Below are 22,796 nucleotides of genomic sequence, written 5' to 3'. Positions count from 1 at the left end.
GTGAGGTTTATTGTGATTTCGAGGAGGGGTAAATCCTGGACGTGAAAATGGCATTGTTGAAAATAAAAAGCCCCAGTTAACACTGAGGCTTCAGATTGATATTCGGAGTCAACTTAAGTTAGTGAGCTTGTTCCCAGTTGTCGCCAATGCCCGCTTCGGCAAGCAGCTCAACATCAAGCTTGGCAGCCTTGGCCATTAGCTCACAAACTTTTTGCTGCAGGCTCTCGGCTTTATCACTGTCGACTTCAAAGACTAATTCATCGTGCACTTGCATAATCATGTCTATTTCGCCGTGGGTGTCTGACGCGATCCAGTTCGCTACCGCAATCATGGCCTTTTTGATGATATCGGCGGCAGTCCCTTGCATTGGTGCGTTAATCGCGGCGCGCTCGGCAGCCTGGCGTCGCATGGCGTTTCTATCTTTGATCGCGGGTAAATAAAGTCTGCGACCAAATAGGGTAGAGACGTAACCTTGTTCTGCCGCTGCAGCGCGAGTCTCTTCCATATACTTGAGTACACCAGGATAACGTTTGAAATAGGTGTCGATATATTGCTGAGCTTCAGCGCGCGGTATATCTAACTGTCTTGCTAAACCAAAGGCCGACATGCCATAGATCAAACCAAAGTTTACCGCTTTAGCACGCCGACGCTGTTCGGTTGTTACTTCATCAAAACTAACACCAAAGACTTCGGCTGCGGTTGCACGGTGAATATCTTTCCCTTCGGCAAACGCAGTTAACAGGCCTTCATCTTGAGATAAATGCGCCATGATTCGCAGTTCGATTTGCGAGTAATCGGCAGCTAAGATCTTGCGACCTTTATTGGCAATAAAGGCATGACGAATTCGACGTCCTTCTTCGGTGCGAATGGGGATGTTTTGCAAATTGGGTTCGCTGGATGATAAACGCCCCGTAGCTGCATTTGCTTGATGGTAACTCGTATGCACTCGGCCAGTATTAGCATCAATCATCAATGGCAGTTTATCGGTATAAGTGCTCTTTAATTTGGTTAAACTTCGGTGCTCGAGCAAGATTTTAGGCAGGGGGTAATCCAAGGCCAATTCGACCAGTACTTCTTCAGCTGTCGAGGGCGCTCCTTTAGGTGTCTTTTTGATGACTGGATACCCCAGCTTTTCAAAAAACAGTTGTTGTAACTGTTTGGTTGAACTGAGATTAAAGGTTTCACCTGCTATTTCGTAGGCTTTCTGCTCCAGTTCATCAATCTTTCGCGCCAGCTCGTCGCTTTGCTGACTAAGCAGCATGCTATCGACTAAGACCCCTTGGCGTTCAATCTGCGACAGTACCGTTAGCAGTGGCAATTCGATATCGCTAAATACACTGGCAAGTTCGGATGCCTTCTGTAATCGGGGCCATAAATGTTGATGCAAGCGTAGGGTAATATCGGCATCTTCTGCGGCGTATGGAGCAGCTGTTTCCAGTGGGATCTGATTGAACGTCAGTTGTTTGGCACCTTTGCCTGCAATTTCCTCGAAACTGATGTTCTTATGGCCTAAATACTTGAGCGCCAAGTCATCCATATTGTGTTTGGATGCCACCGAGTTAAACACATAGGATTCCAGCATGGTGTCGAATGCCACGCCGCGTAAGGTGATACCGACATTGGCTAAAATACTCATGTCGTATTTTAGATTTTGGCCGACTTTTTTGATGTTGGCATCTTCAAGTAATGGTTTTAATCTGGCTAATACTTGCTCGCTATCGAGCTGTTGCGGTGCGTCGGGATAATCATGTGCCAGTGGTAAATAGGCGGCTTTACCTGCCTCTACGGCAAACGAGAGTCCCACCAATTTTGCTTGCATATAATTGAGGCTGGTGGTTTCGGTATCGAATGCGACAAGTTCGGCTTTCGATAGCAGCGTGAACCACTCATCGAAGGCTTCCCAAGTTAAAATCGTGCTGTAATCGGTATCGATATTGACCGGTGCAGTGCTTTCATCGTCAGTTTCATCATCATTAGTGCTACTGTTTGTACCTTTACCGTCTAAGACTTCAGCTAACCAACGTTTGAACTCCATCTCGCCATAGCATTTGATCAGCTCATCATTGTCGGCCGGGGAGATATTAAGTTGATGCCAATCTTGTTCTAGTTCGACATCGAGTTTGATGGTGGCTAATTCATAAGAGAGTTGTAGCATTTCACCATGTTCGGCAATTTTTGCAGGCATGGTTTTTGAACCTCTAAAGCCCAGCTCTGGCAATTTATCGGCTTCGTTGATGATCTGTCGGATACCGCCTAAACCTTGCAGCATAGCTAATGCTGTTTTTTCACCGACGCCTGGTAATCCAGGAATGTTATCGGCTTTGTCACCCTGCAATGCCAGTAGATCTATGATCAGTTCTGGGCCAACGCCAAATTTCTCGGTGACTTCATCAGGTCCTAAAATCGTGTTGGTCATGGTGTTAATCAGGGTGACATTACTGTCGACCAACTGAGCCATATCTTTATCACCAGTACTGATTAATACGGCGCGTCCCTCTTTGCTGGCCTGTGTCGCAATGGTGCCTATTACATCATCGGCCTCAACACCGGGAATGCATACTAGAGGTAAGCCCAGGGCGCGAATGATGCGATGAAGCGGATCGATTTGGCTACGCAAATCATCAGGCATTGGTGGACGATGTGCCTTATAGTCGGCGTACATATCGTTACGGAATGTTTTACCTTTCGCGTCGAACACCACCGCCATCTGGCTTGGCTTATATTGCTTTAGCAGGCTACGTAACATGTTGATTACGCCATAAACCGCGCCAGTTGCTTCACCTTTCGAGTTGGTTAAATGAGGCGGAGCATAGTAAGCGCGGTAAAGATAGGAGGAACCATCCACTAGGATGAGTGGGTTTTCAGCAATATTAGGCATAGTGTTAATTAATTTATCGCTATTCGATGATGTGGTTAGCATGCCATATCGAGGGGATTTCGGCCATGCAAAAATACTCAGCAAACTGTGGATAAGTCTGTGAGCTAAAAATAATTATCTGAGTAAGTATCAAGGCTCCGAACGGCTGGATTCGATTTAACTCTTTGATTTATTGTGGTATTAAATTTTTTTGTGAACTAGGTATTACTTCCAAGTAAAAATTCCTAATTTGTGGACTTTTTATTTTTAATCCATTTTCACACTGTTATCTTGGCGAAAATTGAATGCCTTGATAAAGTCGAGGAACTAACTTAGCACGAAAAATAATCAGATCAAGAGGTTTGTTAGCTGTTTGTTAAAACTGTTGGATCTATAAAAGGAGTTTTTAATGAAAAAAGTGGCTGTTTTATTGAGCGGCGCAGGTGTCTTCGACGGTAGTGAACTCCATGAGGCAGTATTGAGCTTACTTTGTTTAACTCAAGCTGGCGCGAGTTATCAATGTTTTGCGCCAGATATTGATCAGATGCATGTGGTTAATCATCTTTCTGGCGAAGTGGATGGAAACGATCAACGCAATGTGTTGGTAGAAGCGGCTAGGATTGCTCGTGGCGATATTAAAGCTATTACCGAATTAGATATTGAGAAGTTTGATGCCTTAGTTATCCCCGGTGGATTTGGTGCGGCTAAAAATTTGTGTGATTTTGCGGTATCGGGAAGCGAGTGTGAAGTGCACCCAGAGGTGAAAGCATTTATCAGTGAGTTTGTCGGTGCGTGTAAACCCGTGGGATTCATCTGTATTGCACCTGTAATGATCCCTAAGTTATATCAAGCAGGAGCCAAGGGCACCATAGGTAATGATGGCGATACCATGCAGGCTTTTAATCTTATGGGCGGTGAGCATGTTATCGCCAATGTCGAGCAAATCGTTGTCGACGAGGCTAATAAATTGGTGAGTACGCCTGCATATATGCTGGCGGAAAATATTGCCGAGGCTCATATTGGCATCAGTAAACTGGTGAAAAAAGTGTTAGAGATGGCATAGCGGTGTGTGAATGGAGCTGCAGCCTAGCAGAAGCGCTAGGCTGTTTTTTTACTGTCGATAAAGCCTTGAATAACCCCAACCACAAGACCGCCAATATGGGCACCATTGGCGATAGATAGACCAAACATATCGGTAAAACCAAACACTAACCATAGCAACATGAAACCGATATAGGCGGGTGCTAGGCCGATGCCGGATTCGGGCCGTTTGACGCCCATGATCCAGGTATAACCGACTACCGCATAGACTACCCCTGATAGGCCACCAAAGTTGGGACCGGCTAAATAATATTGCACTATATTGGGTAGAGTACCAGCAACGACGAGTATGATGAGCAATGGCGCGACGCCTATTTTATTTTCAATTTTGCCGCCGAGATACCACCACCAGAGCAGATTGAAGATGATATGCATCGCGGAGAAATGCATTAGGCTGGGGGTGAATACCCGCCAAAATTGCGCTAATCCACTGTCGGGGACCGCGCCGAAGAAAGATAAATGCTCGAAAATGGGATTAGCAAACCCAAGATTGAAACCTAAGAATATCACGACGCAGACGGCAATAATTGCCAGCGTTAATGGACCTGCACCAGAAACAAATTGAGTTAACAGTTGTAGACCGGGAGCACCGTAATCAAATTTGGTATCTATACCGCCATTATCCCAAGATGCTTGGAGATATTTTTCATCGGTGGGATGTTGCAGAAATTGCTCGTATTCGGCTCTGGCGCGGCTATAGTCGCTCTCTTTTACCACAGAGATAATGACGCCTTGTTCAGCAGGAGTCAGTCGACATTGAATGTCTTGTCCCTTGAGGTAATCGATTAATGCCTGTGCGGCACGGGCATTGGGTAAGCGACCCACTTCCAACATCTGTGTTTCTCCACTAATTAATTAGCGTCTCGCCAAGCTTGGAAGCCACCGTCTAGGCTATAAACGTCATCAAACCCTTGTTCGATAAGGTATTGCGCTGCATTTTGGCTACTAATACCGTGGTAACACACCACCACAAGCGGATGATCCATATCTGCGTTACCAATAAAACTGGCAAGATTTTCATTGGTGAGGTTGGTTGAATTGGGAATATGTCCCGCCTCGAAACTGGCATTATCACGAATATCGACGACTTGTATGTCGCCACTTTCTTGTTGCATCTGGATCAGTTGATTCACACTAAGGTGTTGAAAAGCGGACATGGTCAACCTGTATTGAAATAGAGAATTAGATTAAGTGTGCAACATGGGGCTGCGAGAGTACAGCCCCATGATTGTTGCGAGTAACGGATTAATCCCAGCTAAGGATCACTTTACCTGACTGGCCCGAACGCATTGCATCGAAGCCTGCTTGGAAATCATCGACCTTGTAGTGATGAGTAATGATGGGGGAAATATCTAGACCCGATTGGATAAGGCTGGCCATCTTGTACCAAGTTTCAAACATTTCACGGCCATAAATGCCTTTAATGATCAAACCTTTGAAGATAACTTTGCTCCAATCGATAGCCATTTCGCCGCCAGGAATACCTAGCATAGCCACCTTACCGCCATGGTTCATGGTGTCCAGCATTGAATGGAAAGCCATTGGTACGCCAGACATCTCCAGACCCACGTCGAAACCTTCAGTCATACCAAGTTCTTGCATGACATCTTCGAGTTTCTCGTTCGCAACGTTAACCGCGCGAGTCGCACCCATCTTTTTAGCCAGATCGAGACGGTATTCGTTTACATCGGTGATCACTACGTGACGTGCACCTACATGACGACAAACGGCGGCGGCCATAATACCGATAGGGCCCGCACCTGTGATCAACACATCTTCACCGACTAAGTCGAAAGACAGTGCTGTGTGTACTGCGTTACCGAAAGGATCGAAGATAGAGGCCAAATCATCTGAAATATCATCGGGGATTTTAAAGGCGTTAAAAGCTGGGATAACTAAGTATTCCGCAAAGGCACCTTCACGATTCACACCGACACCTGATGTGTTACGACACAGGTGAGTACGACCCGCGCGGCAGTTACGACAATGGCCGCAAGTGATATGACCTTCACCCGATACGCGATCGCCAATATTAAAGCCGCGAACTTCTTGGCCTATTTCAACCACTTCGCCCACATATTCATGCCCTACAACCATAGGTACGGGAATGGTGTTTTGTGACCATTCATCCCAGTTGTAGATATGCACATCGGTACCACAAATTGCCGTTTTACGGATCTTAATTAATAGATCGTTATGGCCTACTGCAGGTTTAGGTGCATCGACCATCCAGATGCCTTCTTCAGGCTTTATCTTACTTAATGCTTTCATGTTTAATCCTAAATTATGCCCATCTCTTTGGCGATGCGAGTAAAGGCATCGATAGCGCGATCGAGTTGTTCACGGGTATGTGCCGCTGACATCTGAGTACGAATACGTGCTTGCCCTTTGGGTACTACTGGGAAGGAGAAACCAATCACATAGATGTTTTCTTCTAGTAATTTATTGGCGAAATCACCGGCAAGTTTGGCATCGCCAATCATCACCGGGATGATGGCGTGGTCTGCACCACCTAAAGTGAAGCCTGCTGCAGTCATTTTTTCGCGGAAATAACGACTGTTTTCCCACACGGCTTCGCGTAATGCTTGACCTGATTTGAGCATCTCAAGCACGTGGATTGATGCGGTGACGATTGAAGGTGCCAGAGAGTTTGAGAACAGGTAAGGGCGTGAGCGTTGACGTAACCAGTCGATCACTTCTTTCTTGCCTGAGGTGAAACCACCTGATGCGCCGCCTAATGCCTTACCGAGAGTACCGGTAATGATATCGACACGATCCATGACGTCACAATATTCATGTGTACCGCGACCATTTTGGCCGATAAAGCCAACGGCATGAGAATCATCAACCATCACCAAGGCGCCGTACTTGTCAGCAAGATCACACACGCCTTTAAGGTTGGCGATAACGCCGTCCATCGAGAATACGCCGTCGGTGGCAATCAGAATATGGCGAACACCGGCTTCTTTAGCGGCTTTAAGCTGGGTCTCGAGATCGGCCATGTCGTTGTTAGCATAACGGAAACGCTTTGCTTTACATAAACGGACACCATCAATAATTGAAGCATGGTTAAGGGCGTCAGAGATGATAGCATCTTCGGCGCTAAGTAAGGTTTCGAAAAGACCTGCGTTGGCATCGAAGCAAGAAGAGTAAAGAATGGTATCTTCCATGCCTAAGAACTCACTTAAGCTGCTTTCCAGTTGCTTATGGATATCTTGGGTACCACAAATAAAGCGTACCGATGCCATACCAAAACCGTGGTCACTCAAGCCTTGTTGAGCAGCGGTAATGAGTTCAGGGTGATTTGCTAAACCCAGGTAGTTGTTAGCACAAAAGTTCATTACCTCTGTGCCGTTAACTTCGATTTCGGTTTGTTGCGGAGAGGCGATAACGCGCTCACTTTTATATAAGCCTTCTGCTTTTACTTCAGCAAGCTGTTGATTGATTTGATCGTAGAATGAGGTCGTTGCCACCTTGTGTCTCCTTCTTTTGTATAATTTTTATTTAAGCTTCATCTATTTGGCCGATGACTAGGCTGCAAATCTTGACGGTCATGTTGAATGTTCCGCCGAGGCGATAGCGTATGTTTGTCTTAGCATAGATATGGCTTAATGCTTTAAGGCCTAAGTTTAGCTTAATTGGGTGGTTGTTTACTGCTGTTATTAGATAATTTTTTTGTGACAGAAACAGCAATATGAACCATGTAGAGTAATTAAGTTGGGCGAATTCTAACCTTAAATAGGTCAAGTACCACACACTTTTTTATCGCTATTATCTAAGTTAGTGCTAAGTAAGGTTTCGCATAATAAAAACTAATGCAAAATGGATGTTGAGTATTCGCTCAGGGGGCGGAGTCATCCCTGAGCAAGGGTTAATCTTCTTGTGTGTTTGATGCTAGCTCGCGATAGTGTTGCTCGATACGGGCAAATGTCGCACAGGCTTCTTCACTGGCATAGGCTTTGAAAATCATCAGCACTCTAAGTAGCCCTTCATAGACAGAGGTTTTGGTGATGACTTGTGTTTCACTATGGGTTAAACAATTGCTGATCCAGAAGCAGGCTATCATACGGATGGTATCTGCCAGTGGTGTGATTTCGGTGTCGTTGATAACCAATAAGCCATCTTGCTTCAGCTGCTTTAAAATATTGCTGGCTCGTTCGAGTACCAACTTGTGGGTGATCGCATATTGCTTATTCAGTGTTTCATCACGGCTGAGGATGATCACCAAATTGGCATACATAAAACGGAATTGCCATAAAGTATCAAATAGTGCATCGAAGTAACCGATTAAGAGGTCAACATCGACTTTTTTGCCTTCGTAAGGTTGAAAACCTGATTCCAATTGCTGTTCATAGAGCGAAAAAATCGAGCGAATAATGTCTTCTTTATTACGGAAGTGGTAATAAAGGTTACCCGGGCTAATCCCTAAATGTGAGGCGATATGATTAGTCGTGATACTGCGTTCGCCATGTTCATTAAAGAGTGCCAAGCTGGCGTGAATAATTTTTTCGCGGGTTTTCATGCAGATCCTAGATACATCAAATGATGATAAATCGAATGTCTAATGCTTGCAGTAGTGCAGGCATTTTAGAGTAAAGGCTTGAACTGCAAGTTAAACAGCCCCATGGTAAATGTCAATTAAACCCTAATCAGACCAGTCATGTTTCGACATCGACTTGCAGTTGTAAGCGTGAGTGTGTCAGGGCTTAGTTAGCGTGCTAAAATGGTTGTTTCAAGCCTAATTGACTGATCATAAGCATAAACTTCATGAATCGAACTTTATATTCTGCTCTACTTTATCTTATTTCGCCCTTGTTACTGCTTTACTTGGCTTTTAGAGCAATCAAAAGTCCTGACTATCGTGGTCGTTGGGCCGAACGCTTCGGTTTGAGCCGTTTACAGTCGACGGATCTGTTAATCCATTCTGTGTCAATGGGGGAAACCTTGGCGGCCGTTCCACTGATTAATCAGGTTATGGATAGATACCCACAACTGTCTGTGACGGTAACCACGACAAGTCCTACCGGATCGGCGCAGGTTAAACAGGCCTTTGGTGACAGGGTACAGCACTGTTATTTGCCCTTTGATCTGCCTATCTGTGTCGCGCGATTTTTACAGCAGGTACAGCCTAAAGTCTGCATTATTATGGAGACGGAACTTTGGCCTAATTTGCTTTATCAGGCGAAGCGTCGTGGTTGTAAATTAATGCTGGCGAATGCGCGTTTATCGGAGAAATCGGCGCAGCAATACGCTAGCCGTACCCAATTATCACTGCCCATGTTACAGGCCTTAGATGTGATAGCTGCGCAATCGAGTCAGGCTGCAGAGCGATTTATATCTCTGGGTGTAGCGAATCATGTGGTTAAAGTCTGTGGCAGTTTAAAGTTTGACTTGAGTGTTGAACAGCGCCATATCGATAAAGCTTTGTCTCTGAGAAGTGAGTGGCAACGACAGGATGCGCCAGTATGGGTTGCGGGCAGTGTTCACCCCGGAGAGTTTGATATTATGCTTGCGGCTCATAAAAATCTGCTGATCCGTTTTCCCGATGCCTTGTTGGTTATGGTACCCAGACATCCTGAGCAGTTTGAGAATGCGGCGGTGCATATTAAGGCAGCGGGATTAACCTTGGCTCGACGCAGTCAAGGTGATGATGTAAATGGCCAGACTCAGGTGTTGTTAGGCGATACTATGGGCGAGCTGTTAAGTTTTTATGGCGCGGCCGATCAAGCATTTATTGGTGGCACCTTAATTGAGAATGGTGGCCATAATCCGCTCGAACCCGCAGCGTTAGGCTTACCTGTTTATGTTGGCCCTCACCATTGGGACTTTGCTGAAATTACGCAGTTATTACAAGCATCGGGCGGCTTGTCAATGGTGAGTTCGGCGCAAGAGCTAGCGTTACATTTGATTGAAAAGTGGGATGATAAAGCCGCCTATTTAGCGGCTCGTCAGGCAGGTCTTAAAGTGGTCGAAGATAATAAAGGGGCATTGGCTAAACAGTTTGCTGTTGCGTGCCAACTGATAGAGCAATAGCCCTGCTTTAGGATTTGCGGTAACCGGCCAATAACTGTTGCCAGTTGCGTTCATTAAATTGTAGTGCAGGCAGTTTGTTTTTTTCTTTGTTAAAAGAGCGTAATAGGCGATCAAGGTTTGCCTGTTGCCATTTTGGTGAAGGAGGGCGGATCTCGCCTCTGTCAAAGTCAATCAGCGTGAAACCATGATCACTGATTAAAATATTTTTGGCATTGAGGTCAGCATGATAAACACCGCGCTGGTGAAATTTAGCAATCTGAGCGCCTAAGGCTTGCCATTCCTCTTGACTCATTTCGCTAGCGGCAAGCTTTGCGACTAAATCTTGTGCGCCTTCAATACGTTCAATAATGATATCGGCACGATAATGAATACCGCTGCGCTGAACTTGTGCCGCAATCGGTTTAGGTACCGCAAACCCTTCTTCATGAAGCCGAGCTAATAAGGAGAATTCAGCGATAGCTCGGGTACGTTTTAGGCCAGTATAAAGATAAGCATCGCGGCTAAATTTCTCCATGAGTCCGCCACGATAATAATGACGCAGCACCCATTCAGCTGTGGGGGCTGGAACTATCGATTGTGGTGACACGAACCAAGTGGTGTAGCGACCTTTGGAAGACCCCGTAACGGCACCCAGCTCTTGCCAGTAATCGAAAGTAAACCAGTCAGGAGTGATTGATTTCAGCTCGGATTGATAAAAGGCGATATAACCTGCTTGGGTACGTTTGATCTGCATAGTTAGTTCGTAGGGCTCTAGATGCGAAGCGAATATCTTTATTGTACTCGATCTTTATTCTGGTTCAGCATTTTTAGATATTAACTCGTTAACTTTAGTGCTGAAATCACATTATCGACTATCAAGGTACAGCGTTACTCTACTCTGAGGCTGTGATGGCTAATTTAGCAAGAATCTATCGCTGAATTGGTGTGAAACATGGAACCGGATCAGAATCTCCATTAAACTCGAAGTGAAACCTTATATGCCTTCATCTCTTATTCTTAACATAGTGATTCTAAAAACCTTATGCGCTTAAATTTGCAGTCGGCCCAGTCCATTTGTTTATTACGTTTATCGGCGATTGGCGATGTGTGCCACGCGGTGGCCATGGTGCAAGCGATTCAGCGCCAATATCCTCAGTTGAAAATTACTTGGATTATCGGCAAGGTCGAGTATCAACTACTGAAACACCTCGAAGGTATCGAGTTTGTTATTTTCGATAAATCTCAAGGTTGGCGTAGCTATTTCAATTTAAAGAAAGCCTTGGCGGGACAACATTTTGATGTGTTATTGCACATGCAAGTGGCTTTACGTGCCACGCTTGCCTCGTTGATGATCTCTGCCAAAAAGCGAGTGGGTTTCGATAAAGCCCGTGCTAAGGAGGGGCAATGGTTAGTAACCAATCATAGTGTTGAGCCTTTGGCTATGCCTCATGTGCTAGAAGGATTCATGGGATTTGCTAAAGCCATAGGTGTCGATGATTTATCCCCAAAATGGCATATTCCCGTTCCCGAGGCTGATAGTCGTTTCGCTGAACAATTGATCCCTGCTGGTGATAAAACCTTAGTGATTTGTGCCGCTGCGAGTAAGGCGGAGCGTAATTGGTTAGCCGAACGTTACGCAGCGGTTGCCGATCATGCAGTAGAGCAAGGTTATCGCGTTATTTTATGCGGCGGTCCTGCGGCTTTGGAAAAAAATCTCGCTGCCGATATTCAAGCTGCTGCTCAGCATGACATAGAAAATCAGGTGGGCAATACCAGCTTGACTCAGCTATTAGCTGTTTTGAAGCAAGCCTCCATTGTGCTGGCTCCCGATACTGGACCTGCGCATATGGCGGTGACTCAAGGGACACCAGTGATTGGACTATATGCACATTCTAACCCCGGGAGAACTGGGCCTTATACTTGTCTCAATGATGTGGTCAGTGTGTATGATGAGGCGATTGCAGCGCAGCGCTCGGGAGAGATCCCTTGGGGCACTAGGGCAAAAGGAGAGCATTTAATGGCGCTGATCAGCACCGAGGCAGTGATTGAAAAATTCAATCAAGTCTCGCAACGTCTGAATGTTAAATGTTAGACTCAAACAGCTTACAAAGGATGGCAGTAAGTTAAGCCTTAATCATTCAAGATACTAAGTTCTAGGGATATATTTGATGCCAAAAGCGCCAAGGTTTTTATTTGTTCCAGTATCCTGTGAAGAGGGTATTGGCGAATATATGCGCTCTACTATTATTGCCGATGCAATTATCAAGCATTGGCCCGAGGCGAAGGTTGAGTTTGTGCTTAATAGCCACACTCTTTATGCCAAAGATTGTCCTTATCCCGCTCATCTAGTGGATGACACACCGACCAAACGCGTTAAAGAAGTCAACGACCTCGTTTCTTTGCTCAAACCCGATATGGTGATTTTTGATGCTGCAGGCCGCAAGGCACAGCTCAAGCATGCGCACCGCAATGGCGCGAAAGTGGTTTTTATCAGTCAGCATCGACGTAAACGAGCTCGGGGCATGAAAATAGAACGAGCTTTAGTGACCGATAGTCATTGGGTCGTACAGCCTGAGTTTGTGATTGGCGATGTGACTGCTTTCGATAAATTTAAACTTAACCTGTTTAAGTGCGATCTGCCTATTTTTACCGGGTCTGTATTTGCTCGTCCCGATGTTCAGATTCAGCAGGCTTTGTTGCAGAAGTATCAGCTCCAAGCTAATTCATATCTGCTCTATAGTGCGGGCTCGGGTGGCCACTTGTTCGATGATGAGCTCGCCGCGGACCGTTTCGCTAAGGTCGCCGAAGCGAATTTTTTGAACACGGGGATCGTCAGTGTGATGGTGTTTGGTCCCAATTACACTAAGCCGTTACCAGAACTGCAAGGTGTGATTGCCATTAAGCAGCTAAGTAGTTTTGATTTTATTAACTTATTGGTGGGCGCTAAGGGGGCGGTATTGAGTGGTGGTGATACTCTGCTGCAAGCGATAGCGTTGAAGGTGCCGACACTGACTGTCTCGGTATCTAAGGACCAACCTAGCCGGATTAAACGCTGTCTTGCTAGAGGCTTAGTGATTAGTTGCGAACCGACTGTAGAACAGATGACGATTGAAGTTGAACGCTTAACACAAGCCGATGTCTCGGCGCAGCTTATTCAACAAATGGCCAGTGAAGGTGAGGCTAATGGCCTAGATATCTGTATGGCAGAAATAAACAGGTTACTTGGCTAAAATGGACAATAAGATGGTGAGTAAACGCATCGGTCTAGCCATAGACAGTCTTGCTGGTGGCGGCGCAGAAAAGATAGTGTTGACCTTAGCGAACGAGCTAAAAAAGCAGGGGCATGAACCTCACCTTTTAGTGATGATGCCAAACTGTGATTATCAGCTCCCTGAAGCGATTCCGGTGCATTTTTGTTTCACTAAAGCTGAGCGACATATCGATAGTTTATGGCGTTTACCTCGCTCAGTTACGCGAGTGCGCAGTTGGTTGGCTAACATCCAAATCGAATTTGGCCACTTCGATCTTATTCTCTCCAATCTCGACAAGAGTAATTTGTTGCTGACTAAAGCCAATGTCGCGTCGTTATACATAGTGGTGCATAACTCTATCGAAGAGGAGCTTAAACGCGAGCGTAAGCTCGGCCCCTTGTCATATCTGCGGATGTTGCGCGCCAAGAAAGCCTTAAATGGACAACGTTTGGTCGCTGTCTCTAAAGGGATTGAGCGTGAGATTCTCGATAACAAGCGCATTCAGCCACTTTCACTACAGACCATCTATAACCCTTTTGATTTTAGCGCCATCAGGGAGCAGGCTCTGCAAGATTGCCCTGATATTCCTCAAGGGGATTATTTAATCCACGTTGGACGAGTGGCAAGACAGAAGCGTCATGACATTTTGTTTAAGGCCCTTGCCAAGATGCAGCATAATTTGCCTTTAGTTTTGCTATGTAATAATCCGAAGAAGGCGATGAAATTGGCGCGCAAATATGGCGTGGCCGAGCGGATTATTTGCCCCGGCTTTCAAGCGAATCCTTTTCCTTGGATAAAACAGGCCAGATTATTAGTATTAAGCTCAGATTATGAAGGTTTGCCTACGGTGTTAATCGAATCGCTGATTTGTGGTACGCCTGTTGTGAGTACACTTTGTCCTCATGGACCCGATGAGATATTAACAGGTGAGTTAACCGATTATTTGTTGCCCCGACGAGATGTCGGCGCCTTAGCCAATAAATTGGATGAAGCCTTAGCTCATTATCCCGAAATTGATCAGGTTGAGATTTTTGCTCATATCAATGTTGAAAAAGTGGTGCACAACTATGTGGCATTATGTGATGTTTAAGCTGTTTTAGCGGTCTTTATTGGCAACCTTGGGCTGCCAATAAAGCCTTGATGAAAGCGGCCTTAGTTTAAAAAGCTTTTAGTTAATAAAGTCTTTGGTTTAATAGGTTTAGTTTAAAAAACTTAACTACCAACCATTTGATTCATTTTCTGGTATTGCTGAAATACTCGCTCTACCGGTATATCTGAAATATGTCCTTTCCCCTCAACAGCATACATCACGTGAGAAGTCGGACTTTCCGGTGGTGCCCAATAAGGTTTCTTTTGGCGCATCAAGGCCAGTAGCGGCCGCTTAGCCGCAAAAGCGAAATGCAAAATTGCGGTATCGACAGTGATCACGAAGTCTGCTTGAGCAATTAATGAAGGCAGTTCAAAGAAGTTCTTATTTACGGTAAATACTGCAACTTGTAATTGTGTCTCTGCAACGAACTGCTGCGCTCGTTGGTACACTGCGTCATAGTGTTCTGGGGTCACATTAATCACAAAGCGCTGACGTTTGTCTTCTTCTGCTATTTTTTCGATTAATGCTAACAATTGCTCAAGTTGCCAGTCTTTCTTGGTGTTGGTTGAGAGGTGATTTAAAAATAGTAGCTTTCCTTGTCTTTCTGGGTCACTAAAATGCTTAGAAATCCAATGAGTGGTTAACGGTTCTATTTCGGCAGGCACACTAAGATCTGGCATAAATTCAGATTTAGCCATGGTTAATCCAGCGATACTGTTCATCACTTGATAAAACCTATCAGTGATGTGGTGCTCCGCTGGCATCGCGGCAGGATCAAGTTGAAATAGCTTATTGCTATGGCGGAATAGCCACCAATCTAATAAGCCGGCAAATTTCGAGTCACCAACGCTAGAGACGATAAAGGCATTTGGAGCCATTTTCCTCGATATCGCAGAAAACTGCGCACTCTTGCTGCGAGAATGGCAGATCACTAGGTCATAGTTTTGCTCAACGGCTTTATCGATTTGTTGCTGTTGTTCTGCTTTAGAGCCACAGCAACCATAAAAGCGCGTAAAGGCGGGATCAGAGGTGATCCATTGCTGCATGATTTTACTACGAGACAGACGCCATGCTTGTTGATCGTTGCGGATATCATCGATACAAACATCGATTTCCAATGCCGGATATTGCTGCTTCAGGCCAATAAGAAATGTTTTCAGGTAAAGAAAGTCACCGAGAGCCAAAGGGGAGATGAATAATAATTTCTTGGCGCTTTCCATTTGGTGCTGAGTAATAAGAGACATTATTGTGCCTATACCTTGTATTAAGTGGTGATTTGGCGAGCTTAATTCAGGCGCCAATGATGCTGAAAGTTATTAGTGGCTTTCCAAATAATCGACGATTCTGTCTGAGGCTTTGCCATCGGTAGGCCCGACATGATCTTGGGTATATTGCTGACGTTGCTTATGGTATTGCTGTGGTTCTGCAAGTTGCTGCTTTACACACTGCTGTAGTTCTGAGTATGCGTTAATATGCGCACCAATATTGTTATAGAGTACGTTATCTTTGCCGAAGCGTTTGTAGAATCGGTACCTAAATATTCCGCGATAATTCCATTTTAACTTGAAAAAGTTACACACGATAACGGGTTTATCCAGTGCGGCAAACTCAAACAGTGTGCTTGATGCTTCACTGATTAATAGGTCGGCATTGTGCATGAATGGGAGTAGCGAAAGATCATGATCACCGGCAACATAGACGTTATCGAATGTGGTCCAGCGAGCGAGCTTTTCACGTTGTTTAGCATATTGCTCTCGAGTTAATGTGATCGAATGTGCCTTGATCAGAAGATTAAACTCGGCAAAGTCTGCAGGCCAATTATCAGGAAAGCATTCTAAAGAACTTGGATTGAAGGTGGGTGCATAGAGTAATGTAGGTTTAGTTGGGTCGAGTCCTAATTTGATTAAATCTAATCCCGGTTCTTGACCGTTGATAATGGGGTCTAACTTAGAAAAACCGACCTGAACGAAGTTATCGTTGGGATAAAGTTGATTAATTTTTTCTAGACGCAGGCTGCCTTCGATAAATCTTACCGTCATTGGGGTACATGATTTATGATAATAACTGGGTTTGGGACCTATGCCGTGACCCAGTTGAGCGGTTTTGGAATACAGATGTACTTCATCTAAATAGTTAAATTTATTACCAAAGAAAACCCAGTCAGGTTTATTGGTTTGATAAAGACTGGCAGCTTCCTTATCGTCTTTAACCCACAAGAGTTCGACATCGAGTTGCTTTAAAATATCGCCATAAGTATGGGTGTCGTTTTTATTGGCGTAACCTATGATCTGAACTCTATGTCCTCGCGCCTTAAGCCGTTCAATGATCGGGCTATATTGGGGCAGGTAATAAATATTGAGTAGATCAAAAGCGATTAACATAAGACTCTCTTAGTCAGTGTCATTCTTAATGGACGACTGGATTATAAAGTAGGTTAAAACGGCTCCGCAAATCATAACTTACCTAAATGAGTGCTTGGGGAGCAATAGATAACCTCAAATCAAGGCTATCAATAGAACAAATGGACGCTATAAGGCGAATAGCGTAAAATATTGACTAGAATTTTTAAGAGTTTATCCCTATGCCTCACGCGACGTTAAGAAAATTTGATTACCCGTCTAGCCTGATTAAATCTTACCAATATTGGCATTTGCTGCTTAGACCGGGTCAACCGACATTGGGTTCAATGGTGTTGATCTGCAAGGAGAACGTACATCATTATTCTGAGATATCCGATCTGGCCGCCGATGAGCAAAAATTAATTATTGCTGACATAGAAAAGGTACTATCACAGCGTTTTGAGTATAGCAAAATCAATTATTTAATGTTGATGATGGTTGATCCTGCTGTGCATTTTCATGTTATTCCTCGCTATGAGTTTGCCGTGGAGTTTTGCGGCAAAGAGTTTCTCGATAGCCAGTGGCCTAAGCCACCGAGTTTAGGTGATGATTTAGCCCTTGAAACCATTTACCGTGACGAGTTGCTAAAAACTTTAAAAAGCGACTTTTGTAGCATAGGCTTATCACAACAAGATGCCAGCTCAAGTAAACCTTATCGCCGCATGTATACCTCAGGTTGTTTCGATATATTCCATCAAGGTCATTTAAATATTCTCAAAAAGACCAAAGAGTTATGTGATTATCTTATTGTTGGTGTGTCGACCGATGAGCTGATTATCAAATCTAAGGGCAGGCCACCAATAATTCCATTTGAAGAGCGGATTTCGATTCTAGAGGCTAATCGTTATGTGGATGAAGTGATCCCTCAGGTCGATAAAAATAAGCAGGATGTCGTCGATCAATATCAAATAGATGCCATTTCGGTCGGTTCTGACTGGAAAGGTAAATACCCTCCAGTGACCTGTGAAATGGTCTATTTTGATTACACCCCGAATGTCAGTTCAACGGTGTTGAAGCAAAAGTTGAATCTCACACCTAAGAGTTGATATTGGTCAGCTAATCCTATTGCCATGGATTAAATAAAAAGCCCCAAGCAAATTGCTTGGGGCTTTTTTGTCGTCAAGATAAGCGTATTTATTGGCCGATAAAATGCTGTTCTTTTAGCCAGTTTAAATATTCGGGTACGGCTTGCTCTACAGTCTTAAAGGCATCTTGATAGCCTGCAGCGCGTAAATTATTGAGATCGGCTTGAGTGTAACTCTGATACGCGCCTTTTAACTTATCGGGGAAGGGAATGTATTCGATACTGCCAGTACCGTGATAGGCAATCACTGCATTGGCCACATCGTTGAAACTTTGAGCCTGGCCGGTACCACAGTTGAAAATCCCGCAGACGCTGGCATTTTGCCATAGCCATAAATTGACTTTGACCACATCTTCTACATAAACGAAATCACGTAATTGCTGGCCATCTTCATAACCATCGACGCCTTCAAATAAGCGGCATATTCCATTTGCCTTGATTTGGTTATTAAAGTGGAACGCGACACTGGCCATACCGCCTTTGTGTTGCTCTCGTGGGCCATAAACATTGAAGTAGCGTAATCCTGCGACTTGGGTTTTGAATGAATGCTGGCGAACATATTGATCAAACAAGAACTTAGAGTAGGCATATACGTTCAGCGGTTTTTCGACTTCTCGCTTTTCGATAAAGCTATCGCTACCGCCGTAGACCGAAGCTGATGAAGCATAGATAAACTGACTGGCATTGCGCTCGCAGAAATGGAGTAAGGTTTTGGAATATTCATAATTATTGGTCATCATGAACTTACCGTCCCATTCTGTGGTGGAAGAGCATGCACCTTGGTGAAAAATGACCTCAACTTGTCCGTCAAATTCACCGGCTTTGATTAGGCTAAGAAACTCATCTTTGTCTAGATAATCGGCAATTTCACAATCGGCAAGATTAAACATTTTTGTGCCGTCGGTTAGGTCATCTACCGCGATAATATCGCGACGTCCTAATTCATTGAGTGACTTGACTAAGTTGCTGCCAATAAATCCTGCGGCACCCGTGACAATAATCATAATACTTTCCAAGTGGTTGAGTGATGCAAACTGGTACTTGTTTTGAGCCGATTACCGCTGTTGAGCTAAACCTCAGATCAGCACGATAGGCGTAATTAACTTAAAAGACGTACTTGCTGCTTATTGATGACACATCAGCATATTTTACCAGAAAGTCTATCTGATGTGTTTTTGTTTGGTATTTAAGGTGATTTGGCACTGCTAAGATGACATGGCACTCAAAATACCTATGCTGATTTATGACCAAAGAGACAGTGATAAATGATTTGCAGCAGTGAGTTTATTCTGCTTAAACATAAATTTATTCTAAATTGCGGTCATTCTTTCAAAGGGCTTGCCGATGACTGAGTATCACACTATTGGCGAAGGAGCTCTGCAAAGTGATTATGTCGAAGTTATGATTTGGTAAAACAATGCTTTTATTGTTCAATCCTTTGCGTAAACTCGCTACACTATGCTACATCTAAGGCGTTAATTAGGTCGTGAAACTGTGCACACAAGAGCTATCTATCCTGGAACTTTCGACCCTATCACGAATGGCCATACCGATCTCATCGAGCGGGCGGCTAAATTATTTAAGCATGTGGTGATAGGTATTGCAGCCAATCCTTCTAAGCAACCCAAATTTAGTCTTTCTGAACGAGTCGAACTGGTTAAATTGGTCACTGCGCATTTAGATAATGTCGAAGTAGTGGGGTTTAAAGGCTTATTGGTAGACTTTGCCAAAGAGCAAAATGCCAGCGTACTGGTTCGCGGTTTACGTGCGGTATCTGATTTTGAATATGAGTTTCAACTCGCTAATATGAATCGCCGTTTAAATGCCGATTTAGAAAGCGTGTTCTTAACGCCGGCAGAAGAAAATTCGTTTATCTCATCGACATTGGTTAAAGAGGTCGCATTGCATGGCGGCGATGTCAGTCAGTTTGTTCACCCGGAAGTGACAAAAGCGCTCCAACAACAGGATTAAGTTGTTAATGAAAAAAATACAAGTTTATCTTTTAACGGCCATTTCGGTCGTGAGTTTATGGTTTAGCTCTCTGGTTTCTGCTGCGCCTTGGGTTGATGTTTCAGATATCTATTTACGCGCCGATATTCAAGCATTAGCCGATGAAGGTGTTATTACCGTGCCGATAAATACTTACCCCTTGATGTGGGCAGGTATTGGTGCTGACCTGAGTAAAGTTGAGCCTTCGACTCTGAGTCCAGCCTTAACCGAGGCCTTTGCGCGAGTGAATTTTTATTATCAAAATGCACTAACTAATCGGGGCAATACGGGTATTAAGTTGGCGGGAGCCACCGATGCTGCTCGTTTTCAGCATTTCGGTTCAGACTATCGTGAGCGTGGCGAGTTAAAAGCCTCTCATGAATATATGGGTGACCGTTTTGCCTTTAAGATCAGTGGCTCAGGTAATTTCGATGCCGAGGATGATCAGTCATTTCGCCTCGATGATTCTTATGTTGCAATGGCGCTCGGTAATTGGATGGTCACACTGGGAAGCGTCGAGCAGTGGTGGGGACCCGGCTTCGATACTGGATTAATCAAGTCTAATAATGCGCGACCCGCCCCTTCTTTGATGATAAGTCGCAATAATGCCGCCGCATTTGAAACTCCTTGGTTGTCTTGGATTGGCCCTTGGACCTTTACCGCTGGGGTAACCTGGCTGAACGATGATGATCGTGCGGTTGAAAATCCCTTGCTGTGGAATTTTCGCGGCACGATTAGACCTATTCAGCAGATAGAAATTGGTTTGTCTTGGACCACTATGTTCTGTGGTGATGGTCAGGAGTGTGGATTTACCACCTTATTGGATGCATTTGCAGGCAAAAGTATTTGTCCTGATGGTTCAACTAATTGCGATCCGGCATTGAAGTCTGCCGTGGGTAATCAGATGGCGGGTTTCGATATTCGTTATGGCGATACTTGGTTTGATATTCCGGTGGGAATTTATCTCGAGCGAACTTGCGAAGATTCAAAAGGTCCTATGCCTTGGGAACTGGCAGATTGTGGCTATTTAGTGGGTACAGATACCCGTTTAGATTTCGATAGTCAGCAATATAAATTGTTCTTTGAATATTCTAACACCACAGTGGCCTGTGGTCTCGACCCTAACAGCTTTAACTGTTTTTACGAGCATGGTACTTATCAGAGTGGCTCACGTTATTATGGTCGCAGCTATGGTAGTACTTATGATAGTGATGCCAAAGTATACGCCTTAGGTGTGGTGGGGCAGTTTGCTAACAGTCGTGGCTTTACTTCTATATTGCGTTACGCACAACTCAATAATGATGGGGTTAATCGAGGTGGGCTCTGGTCGCCACAGCCTCCGAAAGAAGATCTGCTGATGTTAGAACTGAGCTATCGTATGCCTATTTGGAAAGGGATGATGAGTGTCGGTGGCACCGTCTCTCAGTCTGAATTTGAAACGGCTGACAATGATACTGATGGTACGCTATTTGGAACTTATGAATACCGTTTTTAACGGTATGTAAATTTAAGACACCATAGAGTGTCTGAGGCATTTATAATGTCTTTTATTAATATCATGCCAAGCTTGTTATTATCCTTGGCGATTAATTTTTTTGGAGCGTCGATTTGATTTCAGTAGTGATACCTGGCAAAGATGAAGTGGGCAATATTGGCCCGCTTATGAGAGAGATTTGCCAAGCTTTACAGGGCCTGACCGAATTTGAGATTGTTGTCGTAGATGATGGCAGTCAGGATGATACTTTTGGCGAAGTCATTAACACGGCAAAAGAGATGGGCTGTGTAGCGAAAGCGATTCGTCACGAAAAAAGTACAGGTCAGAGTACGGCTATCTTAACTGGAGTAAAACACGCCAGTGGTGAGTATATTGTCACCTTGGATGCGGATGGACAAAATGATCCTGCCGATATCCCGGCCATGTTTGCGCAGCTATCACAAATACAAGCACAACATTTCTGCATTGCTGGCTATCGTAAAAATCGTAAAGACACTCCTTGGAAACGCTTTCAGTCTCGTTTTGCCAATAAGGTGCGAGACGCATTATTGAATGATGGTGTGCCAGATACTGGCTGTGGTTTAAAACTATTTCCTCGTGAAACCTTTCTCTGTTTGCCCTATTTCGATCATATGCACAGATATATTCCTGCCTTAGTACGTCGTATGGGCGGAGAAGTTTATATTTCTGTGGTCAATCATAGAGACCGTCAAGAAGGTGTGTCGAAATACACAGCTTGGAACCGCGTTTGGGTGGGCATTGTCGATATTCTTGGTGTGATGTGGTTAGGACGCCGCGCAAAAGTGGCTAAGATCGCCAAGCAAGAAACCACTTCTCATGGCTAAGAGAAAGCGTTTCTATAAAACCCTGTTGATCGTATGTTTACTGCTTCTGCTGACCTTTGCTACTCAGCAAGGGCTATTTGAGCATGTGACCGACAGCAACTGGGTTGCTCAAATGATCGATGAAAATGGCGTTATGGCGCTATGGGGTTTATTGTTCGTCGGCGCCTTATTTACTGCCGTAGGTGGTCCAAGGCAAATGATTGCCTTTGTCTTTGGCTTCGCTTTAGGTGGTGCTCTGGGTGGTTTGTTGTCAACGGTTGCTGCCTTAATCGGTTGCGTTTTTGCATTCTACTTTGCAAGGTTAACAATTCGCTCCACTCTTCAGCGTCGCTTTAGTCGCAAGTTGTATAAATTTGAGCTGCTTATTGTGGAAAGAACCTGGCTTAAGGTGCTGTTAATTCGCCTGTTGCCGGTAGGAAGTAACCTGCTCACTAACCTATTTGCGGGGGCGACTCATGTGCCTGCAAGAGGTTTTATTTTCGGCAGTTTTATCGGTTATCTGCCGCAGATGTTTATCTTTAGCTTTGCCGGTGCAGGTGTAGGCTTGTCAGACCATAATCAGCTGGTGGTCAGCATCGGGTTGTTTATCGTTTCTAGCGTGATTGGCGCATATCTCTATCGCTCGCGTCTGCGTAAGCAAGTCGATGAGTTGGTAGAAGAGGAATAGGGATTA

20 protein-coding genes are annotated in these 22,796 nt (G+C 44.6%); 10 read left to right on the top strand and 10 right to left on the bottom strand.

Annotated elements, in window-relative coordinates:
• Positions 1 to 118: 118 nt before the first annotated feature.
• Positions 119 to 2,878 (bottom strand): DNA polymerase I, encoded by a 2,760-nt coding sequence (gene polA, locus L1D21_RS13675; RefSeq protein WP_239845844.1) that lies wholly within the window; start codon positions 2,876 to 2,878, stop codon positions 119 to 121.
• Between the two features lie 388 nt (positions 2,879 to 3,266).
• Between polA and elbB the strand changes: the two genes are divergently transcribed.
• Complete coding sequence (gene elbB / locus L1D21_RS13670; protein ID WP_239845824.1) at positions 3,267 to 3,920, top strand: isoprenoid biosynthesis glyoxalase ElbB; 654 nt, start codon at positions 3,267 to 3,269, stop codon at positions 3,918 to 3,920.
• 35 nt (positions 3,921 to 3,955) lie between these two features.
• Here elbB and glpG read toward each other — a convergent pair whose 3' ends face one another.
• From glpG to L1D21_RS13645, 5 genes are all read right to left on the bottom strand, one after another.
• Positions 3,956 to 4,792, bottom strand: a complete 837-nt coding sequence (gene glpG, locus L1D21_RS13665; RefSeq protein ID WP_239845823.1) for a rhomboid family intramembrane serine protease GlpG — start codon at positions 4,790 to 4,792, stop codon at positions 3,956 to 3,958.
• 17 nt (positions 4,793 to 4,809) lie between these two features.
• A complete protein-coding gene (gene glpE, locus L1D21_RS13660) occupies positions 4,810 to 5,115 on the bottom strand; it encodes a thiosulfate sulfurtransferase GlpE (RefSeq protein ID WP_239845822.1) in 306 nt (101 codons plus the stop codon).
• An 88-nt stretch (positions 5,116 to 5,203) separates the two neighbouring features.
• Complete coding sequence (gene tdh, locus L1D21_RS13655; RefSeq protein ID WP_239845821.1) at positions 5,204 to 6,229, bottom strand: L-threonine 3-dehydrogenase; 1,026 nt, start codon at positions 6,227 to 6,229, stop codon at positions 5,204 to 5,206.
• A gap of 8 nt (positions 6,230 to 6,237) precedes the next feature.
• A complete protein-coding gene (locus L1D21_RS13650; protein ID WP_239845820.1) occupies positions 6,238 to 7,431 on the bottom strand; it encodes a glycine C-acetyltransferase in 1,194 nt (397 codons plus the stop codon).
• 398 nt (positions 7,432 to 7,829) lie between these two features.
• Positions 7,830 to 8,480 carry a TetR/AcrR family transcriptional regulator gene (locus tag L1D21_RS13645; protein WP_239845819.1) on the bottom strand — a complete coding sequence of 217 codons (651 nt, stop codon included), beginning with the start codon at positions 8,478 to 8,480 and terminating at the stop codon, positions 7,830 to 7,832.
• Positions 8,481 to 8,725: 245 nt separating this feature from the next.
• Here L1D21_RS13645 and waaA point away from each other — a divergent pair, with 245 nt between their 5' ends.
• On the top strand, positions 8,726 to 9,991 hold the full coding sequence (gene waaA, locus L1D21_RS13640; protein WP_239845818.1) for a lipid IV(A) 3-deoxy-D-manno-octulosonic acid transferase: 1,266 nt from the start codon (positions 8,726 to 8,728) through the stop codon (positions 9,989 to 9,991).
• A gap of 7 nt (positions 9,992 to 9,998) precedes the next feature.
• Here the strand turns inward: waaA and L1D21_RS13635 are convergent, their stop codons facing one another.
• Positions 9,999 to 10,724, bottom strand: a complete 726-nt coding sequence (locus L1D21_RS13635) for a 3-deoxy-D-manno-octulosonic acid kinase (protein ID WP_239845817.1) — start codon at positions 10,722 to 10,724, stop codon at positions 9,999 to 10,001.
• Positions 10,725 to 11,012: 288 nt separating this feature from the next.
• Here L1D21_RS13635 and L1D21_RS13630 point away from each other — a divergent pair, with 288 nt between their 5' ends.
• From L1D21_RS13630 to L1D21_RS13620, 3 genes are all read left to right on the top strand, one after another.
• Positions 11,013 to 12,062 (top strand): glycosyltransferase family 9 protein, encoded by a 1,050-nt coding sequence (locus tag L1D21_RS13630; RefSeq protein WP_239845816.1) that lies wholly within the window; start codon positions 11,013 to 11,015, stop codon positions 12,060 to 12,062.
• Between the two features lie 76 nt (positions 12,063 to 12,138).
• Positions 12,139 to 13,200, top strand: a complete 1,062-nt coding sequence (locus L1D21_RS13625) for a hypothetical protein (RefSeq protein WP_239845815.1) — start codon at positions 12,139 to 12,141, stop codon at positions 13,198 to 13,200.
• Between the two features lie 13 nt (positions 13,201 to 13,213).
• Positions 13,214 to 14,311, top strand: coding sequence for a glycosyltransferase (locus L1D21_RS13620; protein WP_239845814.1), 1,098 nt, complete (start codon positions 13,214 to 13,216; stop codon positions 14,309 to 14,311).
• A gap of 122 nt (positions 14,312 to 14,433) precedes the next feature.
• Here the strand turns inward: L1D21_RS13620 and L1D21_RS13615 are convergent, their stop codons facing one another.
• Both L1D21_RS13615 and L1D21_RS13610 read right to left on the bottom strand, forming a co-directional pair.
• Positions 14,434 to 15,555, bottom strand: a complete 1,122-nt coding sequence (locus L1D21_RS13615) for a glycosyltransferase family 9 protein (RefSeq protein ID WP_239845813.1) — start codon at positions 15,553 to 15,555, stop codon at positions 14,434 to 14,436.
• 72 nt (positions 15,556 to 15,627) lie between these two features.
• Positions 15,628 to 16,692 (bottom strand): CDP-glycerol glycerophosphotransferase family protein, encoded by a 1,065-nt coding sequence (locus L1D21_RS13610; protein ID WP_239845812.1) that lies wholly within the window; start codon positions 16,690 to 16,692, stop codon positions 15,628 to 15,630.
• A 200-nt stretch (positions 16,693 to 16,892) separates the two neighbouring features.
• Between L1D21_RS13610 and L1D21_RS13605 the strand changes: the two genes are divergently transcribed.
• A complete protein-coding gene (locus L1D21_RS13605) occupies positions 16,893 to 17,756 on the top strand; it encodes an adenylyltransferase/cytidyltransferase family protein (protein ID WP_239845811.1) in 864 nt (287 codons plus the stop codon).
• Between the two features lie 88 nt (positions 17,757 to 17,844).
• On the opposite strand, the gene rfaD is transcribed toward L1D21_RS13605, so the two are convergent.
• Positions 17,845 to 18,798, bottom strand: coding sequence for an ADP-glyceromanno-heptose 6-epimerase (gene rfaD, locus L1D21_RS13600; RefSeq protein WP_239845810.1), 954 nt, complete (start codon positions 18,796 to 18,798; stop codon positions 17,845 to 17,847).
• Positions 18,799 to 19,288: 490 nt separating this feature from the next.
• On the opposite strand from rfaD, the gene coaD reads away from it, so the two are divergent.
• From coaD to L1D21_RS13580, 4 genes are all read left to right on the top strand, one after another.
• Entirely contained in the window at positions 19,289 to 19,765 is a 477-nt protein-coding gene (gene coaD / locus L1D21_RS13595) for a pantetheine-phosphate adenylyltransferase (protein WP_239845809.1), read from the top strand.
• A gap of 7 nt (positions 19,766 to 19,772) precedes the next feature.
• On the top strand, positions 19,773 to 21,278 hold the full coding sequence (locus L1D21_RS13590) for a capsule assembly Wzi family protein (protein WP_239845808.1): 1,506 nt from the start codon (positions 19,773 to 19,775) through the stop codon (positions 21,276 to 21,278).
• Between the two features lie 113 nt (positions 21,279 to 21,391).
• Entirely contained in the window at positions 21,392 to 22,123 is a 732-nt protein-coding gene (locus L1D21_RS13585) for a glycosyltransferase family 2 protein (RefSeq protein WP_239845807.1), read from the top strand.
• Complete coding sequence (locus tag L1D21_RS13580) at positions 22,116 to 22,790, top strand: VTT domain-containing protein (RefSeq protein ID WP_239845806.1); 675 nt, start codon at positions 22,116 to 22,118, stop codon at positions 22,788 to 22,790. Before L1D21_RS13585 ends, L1D21_RS13580 begins: the two co-directional genes overlap by 8 nt.
• The last annotated feature ends 6 nt before the right edge of the window (positions 22,791 to 22,796 follow it).

Source organism: Shewanella sp. Isolate11, assembly GCF_022398315.1.
In the GTDB taxonomy this organism is placed as follows: Bacteria; Pseudomonadota; Gammaproteobacteria; order Enterobacterales; family Shewanellaceae; genus Shewanella.
The sequence above is the reverse complement of the archived record's forward strand: the minus strand, read 5'-3'. Positions and strand labels throughout refer to the sequence as shown.

What these genes read in the sequence shown, in the direction of transcription:
- polA (WP_239845844.1), bottom strand. Translation starts at nt 2,878, where the DNA reads ATGCCTAATATTGCTGAAAACCCACTCATCCTAGTGGATGGTTCCTCC.
- elbB (WP_239845824.1), top strand. Translation starts at nt 3,267, where the DNA reads ATGAAAAAAGTGGCTGTTTTATTGAGCGGCGCAGGTGTCTTCGACGGT.
- glpG (WP_239845823.1), bottom strand. Translation starts at nt 4,792, where the DNA reads ATGTTGGAAGTGGGTCGCTTACCCAATGCCCGTGCCGCACAGGCATTA.
- glpE (WP_239845822.1), bottom strand. Translation starts at nt 5,115, where the DNA reads ATGTCCGCTTTTCAACACCTTAGTGTGAATCAACTGATCCAGATGCAA.
- tdh (WP_239845821.1), bottom strand. Translation starts at nt 6,229, where the DNA reads ATGAAAGCATTAAGTAAGATAAAGCCTGAAGAAGGCATCTGGATGGTC.
- L1D21_RS13645 (WP_239845819.1), bottom strand. Translation starts at nt 8,480, where the DNA reads ATGAAAACCCGCGAAAAAATTATTCACGCCAGCTTGGCACTCTTTAAT.
- waaA (WP_239845818.1), top strand. Translation starts at nt 8,726, where the DNA reads ATGAATCGAACTTTATATTCTGCTCTACTTTATCTTATTTCGCCCTTG.
- L1D21_RS13635 (WP_239845817.1), bottom strand. Translation starts at nt 10,724, where the DNA reads ATGCAGATCAAACGTACCCAAGCAGGTTATATCGCCTTTTATCAATCC.
- L1D21_RS13630 (WP_239845816.1), top strand. Translation starts at nt 11,013, where the DNA reads ATGCGCTTAAATTTGCAGTCGGCCCAGTCCATTTGTTTATTACGTTTA.
- L1D21_RS13625 (WP_239845815.1), top strand. Translation starts at nt 12,139, where the DNA reads ATGCCAAAAGCGCCAAGGTTTTTATTTGTTCCAGTATCCTGTGAAGAG.
- L1D21_RS13620 (WP_239845814.1), top strand. Translation starts at nt 13,214, where the DNA reads ATGGTGAGTAAACGCATCGGTCTAGCCATAGACAGTCTTGCTGGTGGC.
- L1D21_RS13615 (WP_239845813.1), bottom strand. Translation starts at nt 15,555, where the DNA reads ATGTCTCTTATTACTCAGCACCAAATGGAAAGCGCCAAGAAATTATTA.
- L1D21_RS13610 (WP_239845812.1), bottom strand. Translation starts at nt 16,692, where the DNA reads ATGTTAATCGCTTTTGATCTACTCAATATTTATTACCTGCCCCAATAT.
- L1D21_RS13605 (WP_239845811.1), top strand. Translation starts at nt 16,893, where the DNA reads ATGCCTCACGCGACGTTAAGAAAATTTGATTACCCGTCTAGCCTGATT.
- rfaD (WP_239845810.1), bottom strand. Translation starts at nt 18,798, where the DNA reads ATGATTATTGTCACGGGTGCCGCAGGATTTATTGGCAGCAACTTAGTC.
- L1D21_RS13590 (WP_239845808.1), top strand. Translation starts at nt 19,773, where the DNA reads ATGAAAAAAATACAAGTTTATCTTTTAACGGCCATTTCGGTCGTGAGT.
- L1D21_RS13580 (WP_239845806.1), top strand. Translation starts at nt 22,116, where the DNA reads ATGGCTAAGAGAAAGCGTTTCTATAAAACCCTGTTGATCGTATGTTTA.